Raw genomic sequence first — 23622 nt, 5'->3', positions numbered from 1 at the left:
ATGTCATTAATTAGAGTGTAGTAATGGGAATTAAATTATTTTGATCATTGTTAAGTGAATATAAATAATATGAATGTATAAGGGAACGGCTTAAAACATTGGCAATTTCCATTACTAGACTAAGCCTTATGTTTCTATTAGTGAATAATTCACTATTATCACTTGAATCTACTATGCCAATTAATGAAACACTTCCTACTTTAGGAAGATTTTTACCTACGCCTTTACCAGGATGAATTGGATAATTTCTAGCTTGGAGTTCACCAATGTTTGAAATATCTCCAAGACATGCATCAACGCCTATTATAGTGCAGTTTGGGTGTTTTGCATTTATTTCAGATAATTTACTATCTATGTTTAAGGCGTGAATTGGATTATCTATAGTGCCATAAACGGGCAATGGAAAGGAGCTGTTTTTTAAAAAGGTACCAACCAAAGGTCCGAGGCAGTCACCTATACATCTATCGGTACCTATGCAAACAATTAGAGTATTTTCGTCAATATAGTCTTTTAAAAAATTAGAAATTGTATAGTATGCTAAAGGATCTTTATAATGGGTTTTAGCTTTACTCAAGAAATATACCTCCTTGTATTTCTACCTTTGAAAAACAATTTTTATTTAGTTACCTATGAATCATTTATATGAATAAATTCCGAATATTATTATGATAAAGAATAAAAAAATTATTAATTGGCAAGTAATCTATATATAATAATAATTTGAGGTGATATTGTAATGAAAAGAATAAATTCATTATTCATTATTATATTCTCTACTTTAGTAAGTGTGATTATCATGGTTTCAAGTGATTACTATGTTAATAATTTGCATAAATCTGAAGTGGCTGAGTATAAGGAACTTTCTAATTCAAGAATAACTAATAATAATGCAGTTAAAGTTATGATAAAGGATAATAGGCAGGATAAAAAATTGAGCAATAATTATAAAAGTGAAGATAAAAAGGGATATGGTAGTAATTCAAACATAATTTCATCGGATGTTGATATTAAAAAAAATGATGGGGATAAGAATAGTCTAGAGAATTATTATAACTATATAGAAAAAAATGAAAAATCGGTTTTTAAAGTATCTGCATCTAAAATAAAAGAAAAGTTAACTTCTTCTGATAAAATCAAGTTACTATGTATAAGTATGAAGCTTAATAAAGAGGAGTATAAGAAAGTGCAAGGATATTTATATGCTAAGGATGCAGAGGATGGAGTTCTGAAAGCACTTAAATTATTAAAAAAAGATTTATCAGAAAAAGAATATGACAAAGTTCGAAAATTAGCTGGAAGGTTTATAGATATGAACTTGGCAGAAGAACTGGACTAACTATATTTAGGTAAGTTATAAAAAAGATTATTAACCTCATAAATAAAAAAGTTAAACTAGTGTTTAATACTGAGCAAATATGAGAATGATATAGTAATGTAGAGAAGGAGTCGTATATTTAAAGAAAATAAATTTGAAATTAATTATTTTAAGTTGTATAATAATTCTTGTTGACACGGTAAAACTGTATTAACAAAATGCGCTAGCATGGCTCAACGGTAGAGCAGCTGACTTGTAATCAGCAGGTTGTAGGTTCAATTCCTATTGCTAGCTCCACATATGGAGGAGTTCCCGAGTGGCCAAAGGGGGCAGACTGTAAATCTGTTACGTAATGTTTCGATGGTTCGAATCCATCCTCCTCCACCATTTATTGTATTTTATTTAATTCTGGGAGCATAGCTCAGCTGGGAGAGCATCTGCCTTACAAGCAGAGGGTCACAGGTTCGAACCCTGTTGTTCCCACCATAACAATATTTTTTATAATCGAATAAGTATATGCTAGCATGGCTCAACGGTAGAGCAGCTGACTTGTAATCAGCAGGTTGTAGGTTCAATTCCTATTGCTAGCTCCAAATATGGAGGAGTTCCCGAGTGGCCAAAGGGGGCAGACTGTAAATCTGTTACGTAATGTTTCGATGGTTCGAATCCATCCTCCTCCACCAAAAGACATCAATAGATGTCTTTTTTTACTTATTTAATTTAAAAATGATTAGGCTATGTTGACACTGATGATTGCATATGGTAGTATGATGAAAAGTTAATATTGATAACTCTTATCAAGAGAGGTGGAGGGAAAAAGGCCCTATGAAACCCGGCAACCGGTGCTATGCGCCATGGTGCCAATTCCTGCAGTTATAATCTGCAAGATAAGGGAGATGTTTTGTACACCTCTTCTTATTTTTGGAAGAGGTTTTATTTTTATAAAAAAATATTATTTAACATTAGAAAGGAGAATTAAAATGAAAAGATTATTCACATCAGAATCAGTTACAGAAGGGCATCCAGATAAAATTTGTGACCAAATTTCAGATGCTGTACTTGATGCTATATTAGAACAAGATCCTTATGCTAGAGTTGCTTGCGAAACTGCAGTTACTACTGGAATGGTATTAGTTATGGGAGAGATAACGACTAATTGTTATGTAGATGTTCCTAAAGTTGTTAGAAATACTATTGAAGGTATAGGATATACTAGAGCAAAATATGGGTTTGATGCTAGTACATGCGCAGTAATTACATCTATTAATGAACAATCGCAAGATATAGCTATGGGTGTTGATGAAGATTTAGAGTCTAAGGAAGGCCGTGCATCAAAGGTTGATTCAATAGGTGCTGGAGATCAAGGCATGATGTTTGGGTTTGCCACTAATGAGACACCAGAGTATATGCCTCTTCCAATATCTATGGCACATAGATTAGCAAGAAGATTAAGCGAAGTAAGAAAAGATGGTACATTAAAATACTTGAGACCAGATGGAAAAACTCAAGTAACTGTAGAGTATGAAGACAATAAACCAGTGAGAATAGATACTATTGTTATTTCAACTCAACATGGAAAAGATGTAGTTCATGATCAAATTGAAAAAGATTTAATAGAGAATGTAATAAAACCAATAGTTCCAAGTGAATTATTAGATGAAAATACGAAATATTATATAAATCCTACAGGTAGATTTGTAATCGGAGGACCACAAGGGGACTCTGGTTTAACAGGAAGAAAAATAATAGTTGATACTTATGGAGGATATGGTAGACATGGCGGTGGATGTTTCTCAGGAAAAGATCCAACGAAGGTTGATAGATCAGCTGCTTATGCTGCAAGATGGGTTGCTAAAAACTTAGTAGCAGCAGGGGTTTCAGATAAATTAGAAATTCAGTTAGCTTATGCTATAGGTGTAGCTAAACCAGTATCTATAGAAGCAGAAACTTTTGGAACAGGAAAAATTTCTGATGATAAAATAGTTGCAATAATTGAAAAAGTATTTGATTTAAGACCGGCAGTTATTATAAGAGAGCTAGATCTTAGAAAACCTATTTACAAACAAGTAGCAGCTTATGGACATTTTGGAAGAGCTGATTTAGATTTAACTTGGGAAAGATTAAATAAAGTAGACGAAATAAAAAAATATATATAATAGTAAAAATAAGGATAACAATTAATAATTGTTATCCTTATTTTGCGTATATAATTATTAATTATTAAGTAAAATAATTGTAATAATATGAGTATTAAATTTTATTTATATACAGTTTAATTATTTGTATTTTGATAAAAGTTAAGATAGGGGTATACTATTGATAAAAGTTGTATAACACATATGATATAATAATATTATTATATAAATTTATAAATAGGGGAGATTTTATGTCAGAAATACAAGGAACAATCGAAGATATAGTATTTCATAATGAAGACAATGGATATATAATTGCTCATTTAAATGATAATAAAAAACAAATAACAGTGGTTGGCATTGTGCCATACATAAGTGAAGGTCAGAATTTAAAGCTAAATGGAGAGTGGGTTAACCATCCTCAATTTGGAAAGCAATTTAAGATAATTGAATGTGAAGAAATTATACCTAGTTCACTTATAGGTATAGAAAAATATTTATCTTCAGGAGTTATTCAGGGAATTGGACCTGTAACTGCTAAAAAAATTGTGCAGCGCTTTGGCGAAGATACTATGAATATATTAGATAACGAAATAGAAAAATTAAAAGAAATTGATGGTATAGGGCAAAAAAAAATTCAATTAATATTTGAATCTTATGCAAAGCAACGAGAAGTTAAAAATATTATGATATTTCTTCAAACATACGGAGTAACTCCTAGTCAATGCGTAAAAATATATAAAAAATATGGAGCAGACTCTATAAAAGTAGTTCAAGATAATCCTTATGTGTTAACTGAGACCATTTCTGGTGTAGGATTTAAAATTGCAGATAAGATAGCGCGAAGTTTAGGTATTGATAAAGAATCTCCTTTTAGAATACAAAGTGGAATTAATTATGTGGTTAACGAATTTTGTTCTATGGGAAATACATATATGCCTCTTTTAAAATTGTATAAGCAATCTAAAAACATTCTTGGAGTTACTGATGAGGAAATTGAGAAAAATATTTATGATAATGTATTGAATGGAAAATTAAAAATTGAGAATATAGATGAAGAAGACTGCGTTTTTACTATGCCTTTTTATTATTGTGAATTAAGTATAACTAAAAAGATCATAACCTTATCAATAGAACAATATGAAGAATTAGAAATAGATATAGAAGAAAAAATTAATAACTTCGAAAAACAGAAAAAAATACAATTTGCGTCCTCTCAAAAGACTGCAATTTGCGGTGCTATGGAAAATAGTATTGAGATTATAACAGGAGGGCCAGGAACAGGTAAAACCACTATAATTAATTGTATTATAGAGATGTTTGAAAAAGCGGGACTTAAAGTGTACATGGCTGCACCTACAGGACGTGCTGCGAAAAGAATGACTGAAGCTACTGGACGGGAAGCGAAAACAATACATAGGTTATTAGAACTAGGGATAGGTGGAGATGATAGTTCGCAGTTTACCAAAAGTGAGGAATCTCCACTCGATTGTGATGTATTAATTGTTGACGAAGCATCTATGATAGATATAATGCTTATGAATAGTTTGCTAAATGCTATTACCATAGGGACTAGACTTATAATAGTTGGTGACGTTGATCAGTTGCCATCGGTGGGTCCGGGTAATGTTCTGAGAGACCTTATTGATAGTAAAAGTGTTAAGGTGGTTAAACTTAAGGAGATTTTTAGGCAAGCACAAGAAAGTATGATTATTGTCAATGCCCATAAGATTAACAATGGTGAGATGCCTCTTCTAAATAAAAAGGGTAAAGATTTTTATTTTATTGAAAACAATGAACCAGAGAAAATTTTAAATAGTATAATAACTTTAATAAATACAAGACTGCCTAATTTTAATAAAGAATGGGATAAAATGAAGAATATTCAAATATTGTCACCTATGAGGAAAGGAATACTCGGCATAGAAAATTTAAATATTGAGCTCCAAAAAATATTAAATCCTAAAATTAAGGGTAAAAAAGAAAAGGAATATAGAAATACCATATTTAGGGTTGGTGACAAGGTTATGCAAATAAAAAATAATTACTCTATGAAATGGCATAAAATGAGTGCAAAAGCAGAAGACGGCACTGGAATCTTTAATGGTGATGTAGGGTATGTAGAAGATATTAATGAAGATAATGAAAATGTTGTTGTTATTTTTGATGATGATAAGCGTGTAGAATATGAAGGTGTAAATTTAGATGAACTAATGCTCGCTTATGCTATAACGATACATAAAAGTCAAGGAAGTGAGTTTGAAGTTGTAATTATGCCTATGTTTATGGGACCGCCACTTTTAATGAACAGAAATTTGCTTTATACAGGTATAACTAGAGCGAAAAATATGGTTGTCTTAGTAGGCGAGAGAAAAGCTATCAGTTTCATGAAAGATAATAACAGAAGCTTCGAGCGGTATTCTGCACTGGGCTTTAGAATAAAACAAATAGTAGATGCAAATATGAGTCTAGATTAAAATTAACTTAGTTTTATAAAAATATATTTAATTATAAAGGGGATTTTATATGGTTTATTATGAAAAACTAAACCTTAGTGAGGAAAAAGATAAAATTAGTAAGGAAATTTTTAATTCTTATATAAATGGTAAAAATAATACTGACGTTGTATCTGTGTTTTACAATTCCTCTGATATATTCTTAAAAACAATAGTAGCATATGCAAATGAAAACAAAAATATATTATATATAACTAATGAAGATGAACGTAACATTGATATTCTTTATTATATTAATAAATTTACTAATTTAGGCCAATATGTGTATTCAACTTCAACAAATTATAATGGTGAAAACGGGCATTTGTATATATGTAGTCATGATAATGCATTAAAATTACAAGGTAAATTTAATCTTGTTATTTATAATGATATCCGAAGTTTCCCAAAGTTTAATAAAGAACAAATAAAAAATATTTTACTGAAAATGAGAACAAAAGAGGGCTTGGCTATAGCATACTGCGTAGAAAATGTTTTAAGTGAGACTAACGCTATTATGTTTCCGCTTAAAAATGCTAATATCCCAATTATTGAACCAAGAATTATAACTACTAGAATAAATCTTAGTTTGGATATACCTTTAGTGGTTTATGAATATTTAAATTGGTCAATAATATCTAACAGAAAGGTAATAATATTTATACCAGATGCACAAAATGCTATGTCAGTATTTGCGTACCTAAGCAATTTTAAAAAAAAGTTAAGTGAAAATATAGTTTTATTTGTTAAAAGTAGAAGTGATTATAGTATTAAAATAAACTTTATGAATAAAGATAAGGGAATACTCGTAACAAATGACTTTGAAGAAAACTATTTAGAATTCCATTCTGTTGATGTTATTGTTTACTTTGCTGATGATGTTAAATTTGACTATAAACAATTGTTTTTCTTATCGAGTAAAGTTGGAAGATTTGAAAATATACAAAGGGGAGAGGCTATATTTTTAGCCAATGACCAAACTGTTCAAATGGATAAAGCGAAAAGTATGGCTAGTAAATTTAATGAGAAAGCGTGGGAAAGAGGATTATTAAATATATAAAAAAGATACTTTACTGTTTAGTTCAAATTATATATTCTGGTGATGAGTCATGCGTGATATGCAACGGATATAGTGAGGAAAGTGAAGCACTTTGCACTGTGTGTAGGAAGAAACTTAGACGCTCTGAGGAAAGTTTTTATATAGGACGTTGCGCGGAAGAGTATATTGCAAGGTCAGTGTTTTATTATTCCAACATAGTTAAAGAACTAATTATTAGACTTAAATATAAAAATGATTTTATATGTGGTGAAATTATGGCTAAGTATATGCTAGAATCTGTTAAAAATAATGAATTAGAATTTGATTTAATAGCTTATGTACCTATGACAAAAAAAGCTTTGAAAAGTAGAGGGTATAATCAAAGCGAGTTTTTTGCAAAATATTTATCACAATTTTTAAGCGTTCCAGTTATTTGTAACTTGGTTAAAATAGAAGATACTAAAGATCAAATAGGTCTAAGTGGCGACCAAAGATGGGATAATATGAAAAAATGCTTTAAAATTAAAGGAAACGAGTTTATAAAAAATAAAAATATTTTACTTGTAGATGATGTTATAACTACTGGAGCTACAGCATTTCATTGCGCACATATGCTAAAAGAGAGTGGTGCAACTAATATTTTTATATTGACTATCGCCAAAAGTAATGTATAATACTTATTGTAGTAAGTTAGGTTTGTGGTTGAAAGTCGAGGCCAGTCGCAGGCGAAACGATCCACGTAAGTTAAACAAAGTTTAGTGAGCATGGTGCGGCTTAGAGGTTAGTCCTGCCGTTTTAACGGGCGAGAGTGTTAGTAGTGAGAAGGTAATTCTGGGTAGCAAAAGCTCCAGCAGGCGAGTGTGGGGGCAAAGACCAGGTCAACTAACTTACTATATAAGAACTCCTAATATTATATTAGGAGTTCTTATTTTTATTTAACGTGTAAACGATTAAAAAATAAAAGCTGAGTATAGTCAATACACAATTAATATAAATAAATAGAGTAACAATTAGGAATATTAAGGGATTGTAATTTAAATTGCTTTAATATTAAGTAAATTCTGATTTTATAGTTGCTATTTAGTATTAATTGTAATAGAATTGAGTTACAAAACATATAGCATGCTTGTATATAAAGCATTATGTGGATATTAGAAAGGGGTTGTACGTATGAAAATTAAAGTAGTAGGAAAAAACATGGAAGTAACGGAAGCTTTAAAAAATATGATAGACAAGAAAGTATCTAGATTGGATAAGTATTTTAATCCAGATGTGGAAGCTCAGACAACCATGAGTGTCCATAAGAACAGACATACTATAGAAATTACAATACCGTTTAATGGGGTCGTTTTGAGATCAGAAGAAGTAAATGATGATATGTATACGTCTTTAGATCTTGTTGTAGACAAATTAGAAAGACAAATAAGGAAAAATAAAACAAAATTAGAAAAGAGAAACAAAGGAACATCTCTTAAATTTCAGGGTATACCACAATATGATAATACTGAAGATGGTGGGTTAGAACCTAAAATAGTGAAGACGAAGAAGTTTGCATTTAAACCTATGTCAGCTGAAGAAGCAGTACTTCAAATGGAACTAGTTGGTCATAGTTTCTTTGTATATATGAGCGATGGCAGTTCAGAGGTAAATGGTAATTCAGAAGTAAATGTAGTGTATAAAAGAAAAGATGGAAATTATGGTTTAATAGAACCACAATTTTAAGGATTAAAGGATTAAAGTAATTATATTTACTTTAATCCTTTTTTAACTTTGAAACTAGTAAAACATAAAATTAATAATAAAAAATTAATAATAAAAAATTAACATAAATTATGAAATTGTATAAGTTGAATAGAAGTAAATTAAGTGTTATAATTCTATAAGTGTGTATTTTGGAAGTATTAAAACGAATTGTGAGGATGAAAAATATGAAATTTTTTACTAAAGTATTTGGTAGTTATAGTGATAGAGAGATAAAAAGAATAATTTCAACAGTTGATAAAATAGAAGAATTAGATCAGGCAATGACTAGTTTAAGTGATGAAGAGCTTAAAGCAAAAACAGAAGAATTTAAAACTAGTTTAAGTAATGGGAAGACTTTAGAAGATATTTTGCCTGAAGCGTTTGCCGTAGTTAGAGAAGCTTCATGGAGAGTTCTTAATATGAAACACTTTAGAGTGCAACTAATTGGTGGAATAATACTTCATCAAGGAAGAATAACAGAGATGAAGACTGGTGAAGGTAAGACGCTTGTAGCTACTCTCCCATCATATTTAAATGCGCTAACAGGAGAAGGCGTTCACGTAATTACAGTTAATGACTATCTTGCAAAAAGAGATAAAGAAGAGATGGGTAGAATACATGAGTTCTTAGGTCTGACAGTGGGCGTAATTATTCATGATATAGATCAAAATCAAAGGCAAGAGGCCTATAATGCTGATATAACATATGGTACAAATAATGAATTTGGATTTGATTATCTAAGGGATAATATGGTTGTTTATAAAGAAGAAAGAGTTCAAAGAAAGCTAAATTTTGTAATCGTGGATGAGGTTGATTCTATATTAATAGATGAAGCTAGAACACCACTTATAATATCTGGAGAAGGAGAAAAATCTACAGATTTTTATAAAGTAGCAGATCATTTTGTAAAGACATTAGTAAAAGAAGAAGATTACACTATAGATGAAAAGGCTAGTGCTGTTATAATGTCTGATGAGGGTATAGATAAAGCTGAAAAGTTTTTCAGTTTAGACAATTATGCTGATGCAGAAAATATGAATATACAGCATCATGTAGTTCAAGCTCTAAAAGCAAACTTTATTATGAGAAAAGACAAAGATTATATGGATAAAGATGGAGAAATTGTTATTGTAGATGAATTTACTGGAAGACTTATGGAAGGTAGAAGATATAGTGATGGACTTCACCAAGCAATTGAAGCAAAAGAGAGCGTAAAAATTGAGAAAGAGTCAAAAACTCTTGCAACAATTACATTTCAAAACTATTTTAGAATGTATACAAAGATTGCAGGCATGACTGGTACTGCGCTTACAGAAGAAAATGAGTTTAGAGAAATATATGGACTTGATGTATTAGTAATACCTACAAATAAGCCTCTAGCAAGAATTGATAATGCAGATTTAGTTTTTAAAACTGTTAAAGGAAAATATAAGGCTATAATAGATGAAATAGTTGAAACTCATAAAATAAATCAACCTGTGCTTGTAGGTACTGTAAGTATAGAGAAATCAGAATTATTATCTGAAATGCTTAAAAGAAAAGGAGTGCCTCATCAAGTGCTTAATGCTAAATATCATGAAAAAGAAGCAGATATAATAGCTCATGCAGGGTCACTTGGGATGGTTACTATAGCAACTAACATGGCTGGTCGTGGTACGGATATTAAACTTTTCGATGGTGTTATTGAAGTCGGTGGACTCAAGATAATCGGAACTGAAAGACATGAATCTAGACGTATTGATAATCAGCTTAGAGGCCGTGCTGGTCGTCAAGGGGATCCAGGAAGTACAAGATTTTATATATCACTAGAAGATGACTTAATGAGAATATTTGGTTCAGAAAGACTTCAAGGTGTTGTAGGTAAGTTAGGACTAACAGATGAAGATGCTATTGAAAGCAAAATGGTAAGTGGTGCTATAGAAAGTGCTCAAAAGAAGGTTGAAGGAAATAATTTTGATATAAGAAAAAATGTTGTTCAATATGATGATGTAATGAATCAACAAAGAGAAATAATTTATAGACAAAGAACGGAAGTTCTTCAAGGCGAAAATACTAAAGAACAAATTGAAGATATGTTAAAAGATATTATTTTTACAACAGTTGATTCACATATCACTGATGTTGAAGAGGAACTTGACGCAGAATTAGCTAAATTAATTAACTATTTTGAGGAAATATTCCTTCCAAAAGATATGGTTACAGTAGATGAACTTGGTAAATTAACTAATGAAGAAATTAAAGAAAAGCTTTTAGGAATTGCTAAGAGAATCTACGCTCAAAGAGGAGAAGACTTTGGTGATGAACAAATAAGAGAAGTTGAAAGAGTTATTCTTCTAAGAGTAGTAGATAGCAAATGGATGGATCATATTGATGATATGGAACATTTAAAGCAAGGTATTGGACTTAGAGCGTATAAGCAGCAAGATCCAACACAAGCGTACCAAATGGAAGGTAGCGACATGTTTGCTGAAATGATATATAACATAAAGACAGAAACTATTAAATACTTATTCCATGTTCAAATAGAAAGAGCACCAGAAAGAGAAATGGTTGCACAAATTACATCAACCAATCATGATGATTCTGTTAAACAAGAACCAACTATAAAAGAAGCTAAAACAGGAAGAAATGATGAATGCCCTTGTGGTTCAGGGAAAAAGTATAAAAACTGTTGTGGTAGATAATAGATATAACATTAGGATTTAATTAGAAGTTAAAAAAGAGGCATACAATTTACGTTGCATGCCTCTTTTTAATGACATTTCAGAAGGAAAGTCCTCCACTTATATAAGTGCGAGTACAAATCTCCTTCTGAAGTCATCAATTCATCTTCTTCTAAGCTGTTGCAGCGACCAAGGAGATGATTAATATAATAGAAGAGGTGTTAATATTGGTAATATTAGTTGAAGAAATATGGAGTGATTTAAATATATTAAAGGGCAATGTCGAAGAAATAAGGGTGTCTCTTTGACGTAACATCTATGGAAAAAGAGCTAAAGGAATATGAGTTTAAAATGCAAGAATCTAGTTTTTGGGAAGATATTACAAAAGCTCAACAAATTACTAAGTTGGCTAAGGGAATTAAGGATAGAATTGATAGATATAATCTATTGATTAGTAAAATAGAAGACTTAGAAATGCTAACCCAGTTAAGCTCCGAGGAAGAAGATGATTCAGCTTTAGAAGAAATAAAAGTTGAATTAAAAGATTTAGTACATATTGCTGATCAGTTTAGGTTAGAAATTTTATTATCTGGAACATATGATAAAAATAATGCTATTTTAACACTTCATACCGGTGCGGGTGGAAGTGATGCTCAAGATTGGACAGAAATGCTTTATAGAATGTACTCAAGATGGTGTGAAAAAAAAGGATATAAAGTTGAAGTTTTAGACTATCAATCATCTGATGAGGCAGGCATTAAAGCAGTCACATTAAAAATAACGGGAGAGTATGCCTACGGATATTTAATGGCTGAAAAGGGCGTGCACAGACTAGTAAGAATTTCACCTTTTAATGCAAATGGCAAGAGGCAAACTTCATTTGCATCTTGTGAAGTTCTTCCTGAACTTACGCAGGAGCAAGATATTGATATTAAGCCTGATGACCTTAGAGTAGACACATATAGGTCCGGAGGTGCAGGAGGTCAACATGTAAATAAAACTGACTCAGCTATAAGGATTACGCATATTCCTACGGGCATTGTAGTGCAATGTCAAAATGAGAGAAGCCAGCATAGCAATAGACAAACTGCAATGAAAATGCTTATGGCAAAACTTTTGATTTTAAAAGAAAGAGAGAAAAAGGATAGGATAGAAGACTTAGCCGGAGACTTGAAAGAGAATGGATGGGGAAGTCAAATTAGATCATATGTTTTTCATCCATATAGTATGGTTAAGGATCATAGAACTAATATTGAAGTAGGAAATGTAGATGCAGTTATGGATGGGGATATTGATATTTTCATTGAAGAGTATTTAAGGCAAAGCAAGAAATAGAAAAGGAACCGTATTTGGTAAGTGTATTATGGTTTTTCATTATAAAAGGTTGTATCAAAATAAATTGACACAACCTTTTGTATATAAAGCAATTATATTTACAGGGATGAAATAGTGTATCTGGTTAAAGCGCCAAGCATACTTCCTTCTACTACATCATTTAATTTATCTACCATTATTTTTGGAGATTCTTTCATGCTATTTTTTATCCATTGTACTGTTATGCCTACAAAAGCATGAGTATAAAAATCTGCAATAAAACTTTTATCAGTAGTTGAAACTTTTATGCCAGAGGAAATGTCGTTTACTACTCCCATAATAAGATCATAGGTTTCCTTAAAAAGATAACCATCAAATGCATTTTGACCAGGTGTATTAAGAGCGTTAGTATAAAATGATTTATTGTTTACTAAATATGTTAAAGTTTTATACATGGCATCAGTCCAATGTGCATAGTTTGTGCCACCGGCTAAATTCTCTATGGCCTCAGTATAATAAATCCAGTTTACAAGATCAAATTTATCTTTGAAGTGATAGTAAAAGGTTTGTCTGTTGACGCCACAATTATCAGCAATTTGGCGAATTGAAATTTTTGCCAGTGGAATTGTCTCCATTAATTTCTTAATTGATAGTGCAAGAGCTTTTTTTGTTATTTGTGATTCCGACATTATTATCACCTACAAACATATGTATTAATAAAAGTAAATAATAATATTAACTTTTACTAATATTATTATAACAAAATCAATACTAGCATTCAACAAAAATGGAACTCATTTAAAAAACGTCTCACTTATTAAAAAGTGAGACGTTTTTTAAATTTATAAGTTATTTCTAATAAGCTCTTCCCCAAATAACGTTCGCTTTAGCTGGTTTACCACAACATAAGCAAATGCCAGAGTCCGCTGGCTGTTCGAATGGCATACATCTAGAAGATGCGCCAGCAACTTCTTTAACTTTTTCCTCGCAAGCAAGGTCTCCACACCATGGAGCATTAACAAAACCTAAAGTTTTATCAAGAATTTCTTTTAATTCCTCAACAGTTTTTGCACTAAAAGTTCTAATATTTTGTGCATCTCTAGCTTTTTCAAAAAGAGATTTTTGAATATCAATTAAAAGTTCTGGAATTTTTGATTCTAATTCATCCATAGGGACAAATAATTTTTCACGGGTATCTCGCCTTACTAATACTACTTGATTTTTTTCTATATCTTTTGGTCCAACTTCAAGCCTAAGTGGAACACCTTTCATTTCATATTCGCTGAATTTCCAGCCAGGCATTTTATCGCTAATATCTATTTTTACTCTAGCAACTTTTGATAACATATTCTTAAGTTCTGTTGCTTTTTCAATTACACCTTCTTTATGTTGTGCAACGGGCACAACCATAAGTTGAATTGGAGCTATAGCTGGTGGAAGTATTAGTCCGTTATCGTCACCATGAACCATAATTAAAGCACCTATAAGTCTTGTAGACATGCCCCAAGAAGTTTGGTGTACGTAAGCAAGTTTACCAGTTTTATCTGAATACTGTATGTTAAAGGCTTTTGCAAAACCATCTCCAAAATTATGAGAGGTTCCGCATTGTAGTGCTTTACCATCGTGCATTAAACTTTCAATTGTGTAAGTCTCATTTGCTCCAGCAAATTTTTCTTTTTCTGTTTTTTTACCTTTTATAACTGGAATAGCAAGGGTTTCCTCACAAAACTTAGCATATATATTAAGCATTTTAAGAGTCTCTTCTTTTGCTTCAGCCTCAGTTGCATGTGCAGTATGGCCTTCTTGCCATAAAAATTCTGAACTTCTAAGAAAAGGTCTTGTGGTTTTTTCCCAACGCACTACTGAGCACCATTGATTATATAATTTAGGAAGATCATTATATGACTGAATTATCTTTGAATAATGATCACAAAACAATGTTTCAGAAGTAGGTCTTACGCAAAGTCTTTCTGCGAGTAGCTCATTTCCTCCGTGTGTTACCCAAGCAACCTCTGGAGCAAAGCCTTTAACATGGTTCTTTTCCTTTTCAAGTAAACTCTCAGGAATGAACATTGGCATATATACATTTTCATGGCCTGTATCTTTAAACATCTGATCTAATATTTTCTGGATATTTTCCCATATTGCATAACCATAAGGCCGTATTACCATGCAACCTCTAACGCTTGCATAATCAGCAAGTTCCGCTTTTTTTACAATATCGGTATACCATTTTGCAAAATCTTCTTCCATAGAGGTAATAGATTCTACAAATTTCTTTCCTTTTGCCATAATTACTTTCCTCCTATTTAATAAAAAATTTAATATAAATACAAAAAAACCCGCATCCCGAAAAGGGACCGAGTATTACCTACGGCACCACCCTAGTTGATATAAAAAAATAGCTAAGAAAAGATTTACTCTTTATTAATACTTTTCTTTCTATTGGGTACATTCACCTCTAATAATAGGGCACTTTAAAATTAATCATAGAATAAAAATAATAATATGTCAAGAAACAATTCATGATTATCTTTAATATCTATTAAAGGTTTTTATTACTTCGTTTATAAAGCAATGAGAATATTAAAATCCCAATTATAGAAATAAGAAAACATTTTTTATAATATAAGATAATGAAGTCGTCCTTAAAAGTACATTTAACTATCGCTTTAGATGCTACATCATAACATCTTTCTATGGCAGTTAGACTTATATGATCATAAGTATCTTTTGGTGTGTGTATACGCGTCATATCATTATCACAAAAGGTTATAGCGTCAATGTTTTGTTTTCTAAAGCCTTCGTGGTCGCTTGCATCTTCAAAAAGATAATTGAAAAAGATATTTTCGCTTTTGCATGTGTTTGAAATTGATTTTATAAAAGGCGTTTTAGCGGTATCTTTTTTTGCACCCATTATGCAAAGGGGGATGTTATTATTACTCCCAATCATGTCAAAATTAAAAACTTTACTCTTTGCTATATCAGTTTTATATTTTGTGATGAATTGGGTTGAACCTAAACAACCGAATTCTTCTGCATTAAAGCCTATGAAAAGAATGCTGCGATTTGGTTTGCCAAGTGAAGTTAGGTACTTGCTCATTTCTAGTATAAATGAGATGCCCGATGCATTGTCTAGAGCACCGTTATATATAGTACCATTTAAGTCTGTACCTATATGATCAAAGTGCGCAGAAGCAATTATTGGTGGACTAGAGGTATCGCTACCTTCTAAATAGCCCATAACATTATTTATATTAGTTTCTGAGACCTCATAAGGAATAAAACAATCTACTGTATTGTTATTAGCTATTAAAGTTTTAAGACCTGCAAGGGCGTCCTTAGTAACCATAATATACATGTTGTACTTTGCTCCATTAATAAAAGAGCTTCTAAAAGATAAATTATTATTAGGAGGAACGAACAATATGAATGGTCCAACCGTGGTACTTACTTTTATGTAGTCTTTATTTATTGCTGTAACATTACTTTTGTTAAAGGTCAAATGATTTGTTCGAAAGTTTACCATATCTTCTTTGAAATCTTTACTATAAACAAAATCTTTTATTAAGCTTCCGTCTTTGCCTGATACTTTTAAATAGGGACTACCTTTAATTATTTTAGGATACTTTATTTTAAAGTTTTGAAATTCTTTGCCTTTATAAGGTTTTAAACCGATCTTTTTTAATTCAGTATTAATGTATGTAGCGATTTCCTGATTTTCTAAAGTGCCAGGAAGTCTTCCTTTAAATTGATCAGATGAGATATACTTTATATTTTGGTAGACATTTGTAGGATTGAACCTATATAAGGTATAATACATATGGACGCTATAAAATAATAATAAAAGACAAAATATTAAAGAAATTGAACTCATTAGCTTTTTCATACATCTCTCCTAAAAATTTCTATATTACATATAGATATGTTGGTAGAAAGCGTGGTATGATTAAACAAGTTAAATTTTGTTATTTAAACTTAAAAATATAAATTATGTGAGGAGGATTGGCTGCTAATTATAAGAGAATAAATAAACTAAGATACTGGTATTTATTTTGTTTATGAGGATTGTAGGTAGCCCAAAAATATGGAGAATATAAATAGTAGATTAATTAAAGAGTTTGCAATAACTATGGAGCAGGCGGAAAGTGTAATTCAATTATTAGATGAAGGGAATACAGTTCCTTTTATAGCTAGATATAGAAAAGAGAGAACTGGTGGACTTGACGATATAATACTTAGAAATTTCACAGAGAGATTAATTTATCTTAGAAATTTAGAGGAAAGAAAAACAGATGTAATACGTCTTATAGGTGAGCAAGAAAAATTAACGCAGGAAATTGAAAAATCAATAAATAAATGTGAAACCCTTACAGAAATTGAGGATATATATAGACCCTATAAGCCTAAAAAAAGAACGAGAGCTATAATTGCAATAGAAAAAGGGCTTAAGCCACTAGCTGAAACTATTTTTAGTGGTGAATTTAAAGGCGATATAAATGAGTATGCACAGGGATTTGTGAGCGATGATAAATTAGTGAGTAATTCTCAAGATGCACTTGCGGGCGCTTGCGATATTATAAGTGAAATGATTTCAGATGAAGCTGATTATAGAAAGTGGATTAGAGGGCAGGTACATAACTTTGGAAGTGTAGAGACTAAGGGTAGCTCTGAGGACACTACTCCATTTGAAATGTATTATGAGTATAAAGAAGGAATTAGAACTATACCACCACATAGAATTCTTGCTATTAATAGAGGAGAGAAAAGTAAGATACTTTCTGTGAAAATTAAGGCTGATAATGATAAGATTATTGAGTATTTAAGAAATAAATGCTTAAAGGGTAATAGTGAAACAGACAAATTTATTGAACTAAGTATAACTGATTCAGTAAAAAGACTTATATTCCCATCGATTGAGAGAGAAATAAGGTCTGAATTAACTGAGAAAGGTGAAATTGGAGCAATAGATATCTTCAAAGCTAATTTGAAAGCTTTGCTAATGCAGTCACCTATAAAAGGAAAAGTAGTGTTAGGTTTTGACCCTGGATTTAGAACTGGGTGCAAAATAGCGGTGCTTGATGACACGGGTAAGGTTTTAGATATAGCTACGGTATATGCTACTGCAGGAAGTCAGGATGGCGTTAAAAAATCGATAGCTATTATTAAAGATTTAGTAATTAAAGATAATGTAGAAGTGGTGTCACTGGGTAATGGAACGGCTAGTCGTGAGTCAGAAGAAATATTAGCCCAAATTATTACAGAACTTAAGCAAGAATGCTCAAGAGATTTGTACTATGTTATAGTGTCAGAAGCGGGAGCATCTGTATATTCAGCCTCTGAACTTGCATCTAAAGAATATCCAGATATAGATGTATCAATTCGTGGAGCTATTTCCATTGGGAGAAGGCTTCAAGATCCACTAGTGGAGCTTGTGAAAATCGATCCTAAAGCTATCGGCGTTGGACAATATCAACATGATGTGGCACCTAAGAAACTTGATGAATCTTTAAAAGGAGTTGTTGAGGATTGTGTTAATGCTGTTGGTGTTGATCTTAATATTGCAACGCCAGCGCTTCTTTCATACATATCAGGAATAAATGCTACTATAGCTCAGAATATTGTAGCGTATAGAGAAGAAAATGGTAAATTCAAGGCTAGAAAAGAATTGTTAAAGGTTAAAAGACTTGGGGCAAAGGCATATGAACAATGTGCAGGTTTTTTAAGAGTTATGGAGAGTAAGGAATTTCTAGACAACACTTCAATTCACCCTGAGTCATATAGTGCTACTAAAAAATTATTGGATTTTTTAAACTATACAAAAGATGATCTTAAATCTTTAAATTTCAAGGATATGGATGAGAGAATAAAAGATATTAATTTTAATGAACTTGCATTAAAACTAGAAACAGGTGCTCCAACTCTTAGGGATATTATTAAAGAAATTAAAAAGCCAGGTAGAGATCCAAGAGAAGAATTACCAAAACCAATATTAAAGACAGGTGTAGTTCAAATGAAGGACCTTAAACCAGGCATGAAACTTATGGGGACAGTTAGGAATGTATCTGATTTTGGTGCTTTTGTTGATATTGGAGTTCATCAAGATGGACTAGTACATATAAGCCAATTATCAGACAAATTTGTAAAACATCCATTAGATGTGGTTAGTGTTGGAGATATAGTTGAAGTTAGTGTAATTGAAGTTGATGAGAAAAGAAAAAGAATATCATTATCAATGAAAAATCAATAATGAATATCTTGCTTTTTTTATAAAACGTGTATATAATCAAGTTATAAAATAAAATTTAATAATCTTCAGGGCGGGGCGAAGTTCCCCACCGGCGGTAAAGCCCGCGAGCCGTAAGGCAGATTCGGTTTAATGACATTTTGGAATGCGTTTTTGATTCCAAAGACATTAACACAGCACCTTTAAGTGCTGATTAGATTCCGAAGCCGACAGTAAAGTCTGGATAAAAGAAGATGTGATATATGTAAATTTGCCCTGATATAGTTATTATATCAGGGTTTTTATTATATCCATCCCTTAAAGATATGTTTAAATAGGGGGTATAAAATGAGAGACGAAAAACTTATTAAAATGATTAAAATTTCACTTTTAGCTGTTATAGCTTTTCTTTTAATGTATATTGAATTGCCTATACCTATATTTCCTTCATTCTTAAAAATTGACATCAGTGATTTGCCAGCACTTTTAGGGGCATTTGCATTAGGACCAATAGCAGGAGTTATTATTGAACTTGTTAAGAATATATTACATGGAGTGTTTGCAGGTAGTACTGGACTAGTGGGAGAATTCGCAAATTTCCTAGTAGGTTCATGTTTAGTATTGGTATCTGGATATATATATAAGGTTCGTAAAAGTAAGGGTGGAGCTATTGTTGGATTATTAACAGGAGTAATTATTATGTCAGTTTTTGCAGGCGTATTAAACTATTTTGTTGTTCTACCGTTATACGAGACAGTATTAGGATTCCCAATAACTGCGGTTGTAGCAATGGGGTCAAAAATAAATCATAACATAAATGATTTAAATTCATTTATAATTTGGATGATAATTCCTTTTAATATTCTTAAGGGAATTGTACTATCAGCAATGACCTTAGCTTTATATAAGAGTGTTTCTCCGATACTTCATAAAGAAAATATGGAGAGCGAATACAAAAGTAAACAACAAAATTATTAATAGAAATACAAAAGACTAGCATTTATTTGCTAGTCTTTTGTATTTTATTATAGTTGTTGACGCGATAGGTTTCTTATGTTTTTATAATGATATTAATAAAGAAAGTTTCGTTGTTAAAGAATTTATAAAGTCTTATGAAAAATATAAATATGATTGCATTTTACGTTGGAAAATCACAATGGCGTTTTCAGCTTTTAATAATGAATATTCAATTTCTAAACTAAAGCATATGTAACATATCTGCAACCTACCGGCTAAAAGATTTTTTTGTGGGGGTTATTGAGATTTAACATTTTCCTTATGTAAATAAATAGCAGTATGAAGTTCTCCGGAAGTGACGTGAAATAAGAAGCACAGAAACAATTGAATTCCTTAATGGGATTTCATGTTTCAAGTTCTTATTTCACGTCACGTAGGAGAAACTTCATACGGATGCACTCTTTTTTATTCTATAGGTTCCTATTCCACATGATCACAGCATCCTCACCGTTATCTTCGTAATAATGGCGTCTTAAACCTTCTTGTTCAAAACCATATTTTTCATATAAGTTTATAGCGATAAAATTTGAACTTCTAACCTCGAGAGTTATTGCTGTAACTTTATGTTTTCTACAAATTCTAAATAATGCCTCCACAATAATATTGCCAGCACCAATTCCACGAGCCTCGGGGTGAACTGCAATATTAGTTACATGAGCTTCATCTATAATTACCCACATTCCTCCATAGCCTACTATTGTATTGCCTTTTTTTAATACAACGTATTTAGCAAACTTATTATCTAGTTCACTTTGGAGTGAGTCTAAACTCCAAGAAATAGGAAAGCTTAACTCACTAATATTGAGTATGGATTTAATAGATGATTCATCCATTGGGTAAATTTTAAAGTCGTTATTCATTTTTCTTTTGCCTCATCTTTTCTTCATACTCACGCTCAGCTTGAGGTTTCCGTAGATAAATAGGAACTGATGAATAGATGTCATCGGTTATTCCATTTGCTAAAAGCTTAAGTCCTAATTCTCCGAGAGATGAAGCCTTCGCTAGATTTAAATGATCAGGTGCAAAACTTACATTGGGTAAATTAGCTATAAGTTTTTCTTTGAATTTTGTGGTTCCATCTCCTACAAAGGATATGTTACAATTTTTATCTTTAAGCATAGTTATCAATTCATCAATTGATATATTAATGTAGTCACTAATACGATTAAGCTCGCAATCCTCAAAGGTATAAAGGGCAGTATAAACATTATCTCTTAAGGCATCTAGTATGGGGCAAATGATTCCATTTGTATATGCTAAATTATATGCTAAAGAATCCAAGGTAGATACGGTCACAAAGGGCTTATTTGTACCTTGGCTTAATCCTTTTATGGTAGCCATACCTATTCTAAGACCTGTAAAAGAACCTGGTCCCTTAGAGGCTACAAAAGCATCAATATCATCTATGCTCATTTGCGTATTCTTAAATAATTCATCGATTATGGGCATGAGTATTTGGGAATGTTGTTTTTTGTAATTAAAAGTTATTTCACCAAGTACTTTGCTATTGTCGAGGATTGCACAAGTGGCAGATTGCGTAGCAGAATCTAGACTTAAAATTTTCATAGTATTACCTCCTTTATATAGTCATATCTTTTATCAGAATACTCTATATTAATTTTTCTATAATTATCGCCAAGAGTAGGGAGCTTTTCTATAGTTATGGTTAATTTATTGGGTGGAATTATTTCTTCAATGTAATTAGCCCATTCAATAACACTAACTCCATCACTAAATATATACTCATCAAAGCCTATAGCTTCTATTTCATCGGGGTCATTTACTCTGTAGACATCAAAATGATATAATTTTAATCTGCCAGTATATTCATTTACAATAGTAAAAGTAGGACTTGTAATATTGTCTTTAATATCTAATCCTTTTGCAATTCCCTTAGTTAAATGAGTTTTACCAGTGCCTAAGTCACCAATTAAGCAAATTATGTCACCTGAATTCACAAGGGAGCCTATTAATTCTCCTATTTTATAAGTTTCGTCAACTGTAGTTACTATGTATTCCATAAGTTTCACCTCATTAAATATTTTATCCTAAATTATAAAAAAAGAAAAGGGTTCTTGCTTTAAAGCTGAGTAATTTGTTATTAATATAGCAACATTAGTAACATATAAATAATACATGATATATTTATTTTATGTTTTAAATAGGTTAAATATATAAAAACTCTTGCATTTTATTACAAGACATGATATGATTTGAATGTATTTTAGGGGTATAGCTCAGTTGGTAGAGTAGTGGTCTCCAAAACCATTGGTTGTAGGTTCGAGCCCTACTACCCCTGCCATTTTTACATTTTATGTTTTATATTTTCGTCTTAAAAATTAATAAAGGGGTATGGCTCAATTGGTAGAGTAGTGGTCTCCAAAACCATTGGTTGTAGGTTCGAGTCCTACTACCCCTGCCAAATAAAACCTGTGAAATTATTTTCACGGGTTTTTACGTTTTATTATAATAAAGTATTAAATTTAATATTAAGTATTTCAAAAAATAAGAAACAGGTTAAGATGCCTGCAACTGGAGGTATATAATGCAACAATATGACATAGTGGTAATTGGAGGAGGTCCAGCAGGCCTTGCAGCTGCTATTTCAGCTAAAGAACATTATGAAGGTAAGATTTTGATTTTAGAAAGAGAAAAACAATTAGGTGGAATTTTAAACCAGTGTATTCATAATGGATTTGGTAAGAATGTTTTTAGTGAGGATTTGACGGGACCAGAATTTGTACAGAAGTTAATAGATAAAATTAAAAAACTAGATATTTCATATAAATTAAATACTACTGTTTTAAATTTAAGTGATACTAAAGAAATTAATGCAGTGAACTCTGAGGTTGGGACTTTCAAAATTAGCGCAAAAACTATAATAATTGCAACAGGGTGTAGAGAGAGGCCAAGAGGATTTTCAAATCTACCAGGTAGTAGATGTGCAGGTATTTATACGGTAGGATGTGCACAGAAATTTGTGAATATTGAAGGCTATATGCCAGGAAAAGAAATAGTTATATTAGGCACAGGAGATATTGCATTAATAGTCGCAAGAAGACTATTAATTGAAGGTGGTAATGTTAAGGCGGTAATTGGAAGTAAAAATGTTATTGATGCAGTTGATAAAAAATTGTGTGATTCACTAAAGGAGTTCAACATACCATTAAAAATGATGTATAGGGTTGTTGATATTCAAGGGAAAAGTAGAATCGAAGGTATTACTTTAGTAAAACTTGATAGTAATAATGAAGTTATAAATGGTAGTGAGGAACGTATTTCTTGTGATGCATTACTTTTATCAGTAGACTTATATCCTGATAATGAACTGGCAAAACAGGCTGGGATAATAGTTAATTCATCAACAGGACAAATTAAATTGAATTCAAAATCACAAACAAATATAGACGGTGTGTTTGCGTGTGGAGGGGTAGTTCAGGGGTATGATTTTCATGAAAGTGTGGTAAAACAAAGCTATACTATAGGTGCAAGTGCATCAGTATATGCAAACAATTTTGAAATTTAATAAAAGAAAAGAAATACTATTGACATATTTTAATGTTAAGAATATAATAAAGAAAAGCAATTCATACTGAAATACTAGGAAATACTAAGAAGAAGGAAAGTAATATAGGAAGAATATACAGAGAGAGAGTCCAAAGCTGAGAAGACTCT

The 23622-nt window shown here is 31.3% G+C and carries 19 protein-coding genes, 7 tRNA genes and 2 riboswitches; of the genes, 19 read left to right on the top strand and 7 right to left on the bottom strand.

The window, feature by feature from the left end:
* Positions 1 to 10: 10 nt before the first annotated feature.
* The gene (yyaC, locus tag KPL37_RS06095) at positions 11 to 574 is read right to left on the bottom strand and encodes a spore protease YyaC (protein WP_216146627.1); all 564 of its coding nucleotides are present in this window, start codon (positions 572 to 574) and stop codon (positions 11 to 13) included.
* 162 nt (positions 575 to 736) lie between these two features.
* Between yyaC and KPL37_RS06090 the strand changes: the two genes are divergently transcribed.
* The 13 genes from KPL37_RS06090 to prfB all read left to right on the top strand — a co-directional run bounded on the left by KPL37_RS06090 (position 737) and on the right by prfB (position 12725).
* Positions 737 to 1336 (top strand): hypothetical protein, encoded by a 600-nt coding sequence (locus tag KPL37_RS06090; protein WP_216146618.1) that lies wholly within the window; start codon positions 737 to 739, stop codon positions 1334 to 1336.
* A gap of 201 nt (positions 1337 to 1537) precedes the next feature.
* A tRNA-Thr gene (locus KPL37_RS06085) sits at positions 1538 to 1612 on the top strand.
* 5 nt (positions 1613 to 1617) lie between these two features.
* Positions 1618 to 1702: transfer RNA gene (locus tag KPL37_RS06080), tRNA-Tyr, on the top strand.
* Positions 1703 to 1725: 23 nt separating this feature from the next.
* Positions 1726 to 1801: transfer RNA gene (locus tag KPL37_RS06075), tRNA-Val, on the top strand.
* A 32-nt stretch (positions 1802 to 1833) separates the two neighbouring features.
* Positions 1834 to 1908 (top strand) — tRNA-Thr (locus KPL37_RS06070).
* 5 nt (positions 1909 to 1913) lie between these two features.
* A tRNA-Tyr gene (locus KPL37_RS06065) sits at positions 1914 to 1998 on the top strand.
* 108 nt (positions 1999 to 2106) lie between these two features.
* A riboswitch (SAM riboswitch) is annotated at positions 2107 to 2209 on the top strand.
* Positions 2210 to 2295: 86 nt separating this feature from the next.
* Positions 2296 to 3471 carry a methionine adenosyltransferase gene (gene metK / locus KPL37_RS06060; protein WP_216146611.1) on the top strand — a complete coding sequence of 392 codons (1176 nt, stop codon included), beginning with the start codon at positions 2296 to 2298 and terminating at the stop codon, positions 3469 to 3471.
* 230 nt (positions 3472 to 3701) lie between these two features.
* The gene (gene recD2 / locus KPL37_RS06055) at positions 3702 to 5927 is read left to right on the top strand and encodes an SF1B family DNA helicase RecD2 (protein WP_216146609.1); all 2226 of its coding nucleotides are present in this window, start codon (positions 3702 to 3704) and stop codon (positions 5925 to 5927) included.
* A 49-nt stretch (positions 5928 to 5976) separates the two neighbouring features.
* A complete protein-coding gene (locus tag KPL37_RS06050) occupies positions 5977 to 7005 on the top strand; it encodes a hypothetical protein (RefSeq protein WP_216146607.1) in 1029 nt (342 codons plus the stop codon).
* Positions 6978 to 7658, top strand: coding sequence for a ComF family protein (locus KPL37_RS06045; protein WP_216146605.1), 681 nt, complete (start codon positions 6978 to 6980; stop codon positions 7656 to 7658). The genes KPL37_RS06050 and KPL37_RS06045 overlap by 28 nt, the downstream gene beginning before the upstream one ends.
* Positions 7659 to 8154: 496 nt before the next feature.
* Positions 8155 to 8706 (top strand): ribosome hibernation-promoting factor, HPF/YfiA family, encoded by a 552-nt coding sequence (hpf, locus tag KPL37_RS06040; protein ID WP_216146603.1) that lies wholly within the window; start codon positions 8155 to 8157, stop codon positions 8704 to 8706.
* A 206-nt stretch (positions 8707 to 8912) separates the two neighbouring features.
* Entirely contained in the window at positions 8913 to 11411 is a 2499-nt protein-coding gene (secA, locus tag KPL37_RS06035) for a preprotein translocase subunit SecA (RefSeq protein ID WP_246578150.1), read from the top strand.
* A gap of 206 nt (positions 11412 to 11617) precedes the next feature.
* Positions 11618 to 12725, top strand: a protein-coding gene (gene prfB / locus KPL37_RS06030) for a peptide chain release factor 2 (protein ID WP_246578154.1) whose coding sequence is annotated in 2 segments (ribosomal slippage) — positions 11618 to 11695 and positions 11697 to 12725 — 1107 coding nt in all. Because the reading frame shifts where the segments join, the coding sequence is not laid out codon by codon here.
* A gap of 98 nt (positions 12726 to 12823) precedes the next feature.
* Here the strand turns inward: prfB and dhaS are convergent.
* From dhaS to KPL37_RS06015, 3 genes are all read right to left on the bottom strand, one after another.
* Positions 12824 to 13393, bottom strand: coding sequence for a dihydroxyacetone kinase transcriptional activator DhaS (gene dhaS, locus KPL37_RS06025; RefSeq protein WP_216146597.1), 570 nt, complete (start codon positions 13391 to 13393; stop codon positions 12824 to 12826).
* Between the two features lie 166 nt (positions 13394 to 13559).
* Positions 13560 to 14996 (bottom strand): proline--tRNA ligase, encoded by a 1437-nt coding sequence (proS, locus tag KPL37_RS06020; protein ID WP_216146595.1) that lies wholly within the window; start codon positions 14994 to 14996, stop codon positions 13560 to 13562.
* 253 nt (positions 14997 to 15249) lie between these two features.
* Positions 15250 to 16593: a M28 family metallopeptidase gene (locus tag KPL37_RS06015; protein ID WP_216146593.1), complete on the bottom strand. Its 1344-nt coding sequence runs from the start codon at positions 16591 to 16593 to the stop codon at positions 15250 to 15252.
* A gap of 198 nt (positions 16594 to 16791) precedes the next feature.
* Between KPL37_RS06015 and KPL37_RS06010 the strand changes: the two genes are divergently transcribed.
* From KPL37_RS06010 to KPL37_RS06000, 3 genes are all read left to right on the top strand, one after another.
* Entirely contained in the window at positions 16792 to 18954 is a 2163-nt protein-coding gene (locus KPL37_RS06010; protein WP_216146591.1) for a Tex family protein, read from the top strand.
* Between the two features lie 57 nt (positions 18955 to 19011).
* A riboswitch (FMN riboswitch) is annotated at positions 19012 to 19190 on the top strand.
* A gap of 88 nt (positions 19191 to 19278) precedes the next feature.
* Entirely contained in the window at positions 19279 to 19908 is a 630-nt protein-coding gene (locus tag KPL37_RS06005; RefSeq protein WP_216146589.1) for an ECF transporter S component, read from the top strand.
* Between the two features lie 37 nt (positions 19909 to 19945).
* Positions 19946 to 20143: a hypothetical protein gene (locus KPL37_RS06000; RefSeq protein WP_216146586.1), complete on the top strand. Its 198-nt coding sequence runs from the start codon at positions 19946 to 19948 to the stop codon at positions 20141 to 20143.
* A 214-nt stretch (positions 20144 to 20357) separates the two neighbouring features.
* Here KPL37_RS06000 and rimI read toward each other — a convergent pair whose 3' ends face one another.
* Genes rimI through tsaE form a run of 3 tightly spaced genes read right to left on the bottom strand, consistent with a single transcriptional unit; the run spans position 20358 to position 21968 of the window.
* Positions 20358 to 20807 carry a ribosomal protein S18-alanine N-acetyltransferase gene (gene rimI / locus KPL37_RS05995; protein WP_216146584.1) on the bottom strand — a complete coding sequence of 150 codons (450 nt, stop codon included), beginning with the start codon at positions 20805 to 20807 and terminating at the stop codon, positions 20358 to 20360.
* Positions 20800 to 21513: a tRNA (adenosine(37)-N6)-threonylcarbamoyltransferase complex dimerization subunit type 1 TsaB gene (tsaB, locus tag KPL37_RS05990; protein WP_216146582.1), complete on the bottom strand. Its 714-nt coding sequence runs from the start codon at positions 21511 to 21513 to the stop codon at positions 20800 to 20802. Before tsaB ends, rimI begins: the two co-directional genes overlap by 8 nt.
* Positions 21510 to 21968 (bottom strand): tRNA (adenosine(37)-N6)-threonylcarbamoyltransferase complex ATPase subunit type 1 TsaE, encoded by a 459-nt coding sequence (tsaE, locus tag KPL37_RS05985; protein WP_216146580.1) that lies wholly within the window; start codon positions 21966 to 21968, stop codon positions 21510 to 21512. The genes tsaB and tsaE overlap by 4 nt, the downstream gene beginning before the upstream one ends.
* Before the next feature lie 205 nt (positions 21969 to 22173).
* Here tsaE and KPL37_RS05980 point away from each other — a divergent pair.
* The 3 genes from KPL37_RS05980 (at position 22174) to KPL37_RS05970 (ending at position 23473) form a co-directional block, all read left to right on the top strand.
* Positions 22174 to 22249 (top strand) — tRNA-Trp (locus KPL37_RS05980).
* Positions 22250 to 22293: 44 nt separating this feature from the next.
* A tRNA-Trp gene (locus KPL37_RS05975) sits at positions 22294 to 22369 on the top strand.
* 123 nt (positions 22370 to 22492) lie between these two features.
* Positions 22493 to 23473, top strand: a complete 981-nt coding sequence (locus KPL37_RS05970; protein WP_216146573.1) for an NAD(P)/FAD-dependent oxidoreductase — start codon at positions 22493 to 22495, stop codon at positions 23471 to 23473.
* Positions 23474 to 23622: the final 149 nt, after the last annotated feature.

Origin of the sequence: Clostridium frigoris (assembly GCF_018861865.1) — a bacterium.
Taxonomy (GTDB): domain Bacteria; phylum Bacillota; class Clostridia; order Clostridiales; family Clostridiaceae; genus Clostridium_AD; species Clostridium_AD frigoris.
This window is presented reverse-complemented; position numbering and strand designations above follow the sequence as displayed.

Coding starts and splice junctions, on each gene's coding strand:
- KPL37_RS06090 (WP_216146618.1), top strand. CDS start 737: ATGAAAAGAATAAATTCATTATTCATTATTATATTCTCTACTTTAGTA.
- metK (WP_216146611.1), top strand. CDS start 2,296: ATGAAAAGATTATTCACATCAGAATCAGTTACAGAAGGGCATCCAGAT.
- recD2 (WP_216146609.1), top strand. CDS start 3,702: ATGTCAGAAATACAAGGAACAATCGAAGATATAGTATTTCATAATGAA.
- KPL37_RS06050 (WP_216146607.1), top strand. CDS start 5,977: ATGGTTTATTATGAAAAACTAAACCTTAGTGAGGAAAAAGATAAAATT.
- hpf (WP_216146603.1), top strand. CDS start 8,155: ATGAAAATTAAAGTAGTAGGAAAAAACATGGAAGTAACGGAAGCTTTA.
- secA (WP_246578150.1), top strand. CDS start 8,913: ATGAAATTTTTTACTAAAGTATTTGGTAGTTATAGTGATAGAGAGATA.
- dhaS (WP_216146597.1), bottom strand. CDS start 13,393: ATGTCGGAATCACAAATAACAAAAAAAGCTCTTGCACTATCAATTAAG.
- proS (WP_216146595.1), bottom strand. CDS start 14,996: ATGGCAAAAGGAAAGAAATTTGTAGAATCTATTACCTCTATGGAAGAA.
- KPL37_RS06015 (WP_216146593.1), bottom strand. CDS start 16,593: ATGAAAAAGCTAATGAGTTCAATTTCTTTAATATTTTGTCTTTTATTA.
- KPL37_RS06010 (WP_216146591.1), top strand. CDS start 16,792: ATGGAGAATATAAATAGTAGATTAATTAAAGAGTTTGCAATAACTATG.
- KPL37_RS06005 (WP_216146589.1), top strand. CDS start 19,279: ATGAGAGACGAAAAACTTATTAAAATGATTAAAATTTCACTTTTAGCT.
- rimI (WP_216146584.1), bottom strand. CDS start 20,807: ATGAATAACGACTTTAAAATTTACCCAATGGATGAATCATCTATTAAA.
- tsaB (WP_216146582.1), bottom strand. CDS start 21,513: ATGAAAATTTTAAGTCTAGATTCTGCTACGCAATCTGCCACTTGTGCA.
- tsaE (WP_216146580.1), bottom strand. CDS start 21,968: ATGGAATACATAGTAACTACAGTTGACGAAACTTATAAAATAGGAGAA.
- KPL37_RS05970 (WP_216146573.1), top strand. CDS start 22,493: ATGCAACAATATGACATAGTGGTAATTGGAGGAGGTCCAGCAGGCCTT.